The organism is Pseudomonas sp. NPDC089534 (genome assembly GCF_044749305.1).
Lineage (GTDB): Bacteria > Pseudomonadota > Gammaproteobacteria > Pseudomonadales > Pseudomonadaceae > Aquipseudomonas > Aquipseudomonas ekonensis.
On record NZ_JBIVHR010000201.1, the window covers coordinates 1 to 2,196 of the forward strand.

General features: G+C 56.7%; 4 protein-coding genes. All 4 read left to right on the top strand.

Translation table 11 applies throughout. From position 1 onward, the window contains the following. The first annotated feature begins 75 nt into the window (after positions 1-75). Complete coding sequence (gene rplA / locus ACIP0B_RS28345) at positions 76-762, top strand: 50S ribosomal protein L1 (protein ID WP_400838490.1); 687 nt, start codon at positions 76-78, stop codon at positions 760-762. Positions 763-959: 197 nt separating this feature from the next. Then, entirely contained in the window at positions 960-1,460 is a 501-nt protein-coding gene (gene rplJ, locus ACIP0B_RS28350; protein WP_217890376.1) for a 50S ribosomal protein L10, read from the top strand. 80 nt (positions 1,461-1,540) lie between these two features. Then, a complete protein-coding gene (rplL, locus tag ACIP0B_RS28355; RefSeq protein WP_085585796.1) occupies positions 1,541-1,912 on the top strand; it encodes a 50S ribosomal protein L7/L12 in 372 nt (123 codons plus the stop codon). A 219-nt stretch (positions 1,913-2,131) separates the two neighbouring features. Further along, the coding region (locus ACIP0B_RS28360; RefSeq protein ID WP_400838493.1) for a hypothetical protein at positions 2,132-2,196 on the top strand (65 nt) is incomplete at its 3' end.

Below are 2,196 nucleotides of genomic sequence, written 5' to 3' on the forward strand. Positions count from 1 at the left end.
GGTTTCAGCCGTTCGTACTTTCGCCGGCTCTGCTCTTTGCATGGGCCTTAACGTTGAGGGTGTGTTATGGCTTAGCTGAACAAGCGTCAAAAGGCTATCGCCGGCAAAATCGAAGCAGGCAAGGCCTACAACATTGTAGACGCCGCCGCTCTGCTGGCCGAGCTGTCGACTGTCAAGTTCAGCGAGTCGTTCGACGTTGCTGTAAACCTGGGCGTAGACCCACGTAAATCCGACCAGGTTGTTCGTAGCGCTACCGTGCTGCCGCACGGCACTGGCAAAACCGTTCGTGTTGCTGTGTTCACCCAGGGTCCAGCTGCTGAAGCCGCTCTGGCTGCCGGCGCTGACCGCGTAGGCATGGATGACCTGGCTGCCGAAATGAAAGCCGGTGACCTGAACTATGACGTAGTCATCGCATCGCCTGATGCAATGCGCGTTGTGGGTCAGCTGGGTCAGGTTCTCGGTCCTCGCGGCCTGATGCCTAACCCTAAAGTCGGTACCGTGACCCCAGACGTCGCTGGCGCTGTCAAAAACGCCAAGGCTGGTCAGGTTCGCTACCGCACCGACAAAAACGGCATCATCCACACTTCCGTTGGCAAGATCGGCTTCGACGCCGTCAAGCTGAAGGAAAACGTTGAAGCTCTGATCGCTGACCTGAAGCGTATCAAGCCAGCTTCCTCGAAAGGCATCTACGTCAAGCGCGTTACCCTGAGCACCACCATGGGCCCAGGTCTGGTCATCGACCAGAGCTCGCTGGACGCGTAAGACAAGAAGCGGCGCGAGCGATCGCGTCACTTAAAGATTGGGGTCCCTGCCTGGCGGGGGCTATCCAAGACCGTAGGCGGCGCAAGCCTTAAACCTCAAGCCTACGCAGATGGTGCTCCCGGTTCCTTACCGAATCAGACACCAAAACGACATCTGGCTTCGGCCAGATGAAACGGTAACAAGCAGGAGTTTTACCCGTGGCAATTAAACTCGAAGACAAGAAGGCCATCGTCGCTGAAGTCAACGAGGCTGCCAAAGTCGCTCTGTCCGCTGTCGTGGCTGATGCCCGTGGTGTGACTGTAGGCGCAATGACCGGACTCCGTAAAGAGGCTCGCGAAGCTGGCGTATACGTGCGTGTCGTACGTAACACCCTGCTCAAGCGCGCCGTTGCCGACACTGAATTCAGTGTCCTCAACGACGTGTTCGCTGGCCCGACCCTGATCGCGTTCTCCAACGAGCACCCGGGCGCCGCTGCCCGTCTGTTCAAGGAATTCGCCAAGGGTCAGGACAAGTTCGAGATCAAGGCAGCTGCGTTCGACGGCAAGTTCCTTGCCGCCAACCAGATCGACGTGCTGGCAACCCTGCCAACTCGCGACGAGGCTATCGCACAGCTGATGAGCGTTATCCAAGGTGCTACCAGCAAGCTGGCTCGTACCCTGGCAGCTCTGCGCGACCAGAAAGAAGCTGCTGCTGCCTAAGGCTGCGTAGATCCTTTCGAAATCAAACGTTTAATTTGATGGCCGCATAGGCTGTCACCCCAATACAGGAATTCATAGTCATGTCTCTGACTAACGAACAAATCATCGAAGCAATCGGCCAGAAAACCGTTCTGGAAATCGTTGAGCTGATCAAAGCGATGGAAGAAACCTTCGGCGTTACCGCTGCTGCCGCTGTTGCCGCTGGTCCAGCTGCTGGCGCTGCTGCTGCCGTTGAAGAGCAAACCGAGTTCAACGTTGTTCTGGTTGAAGCCGGCGACAAGAAAGTAAACGTGATCAAGGCAGTTCGTGAACTGACCGGTCTGGGCCTGAAAGAAGCCAAAGAGAAAGTCGACGGCGCTCCTCAGGTTGTAGCTGAAGGCGTTTCGAAAGAAGCCGCTGAAGACGCTAAGAAGAAGCTGGAAGAAGCAGGCGCTAAAGTCGAGCTGAAGTAAGCGACGACTTTGCTCCTCCAGCCCGAGCGTCAAGCGAAAGGCTGATGGCTGGTGGCTTATGCCACCGGCCTTTTTCCGTTATTGGCGGCCGACCAGGTCGGCGCCGATAGCGGATTCAACCACCCGATGCGGTGGCGCAAACCAAGGGGTTTGCACGATTTTCTGGCTGCTCCCGCCGGGAGGGGCCAAACAAGCAGGTGACCAAGCTGGGGAACGCTGATGGCTTACTCATATACTGAGAAAAAACGTATCCGCAAGGACTTTAGCAAGTTGCCGGACGTCAT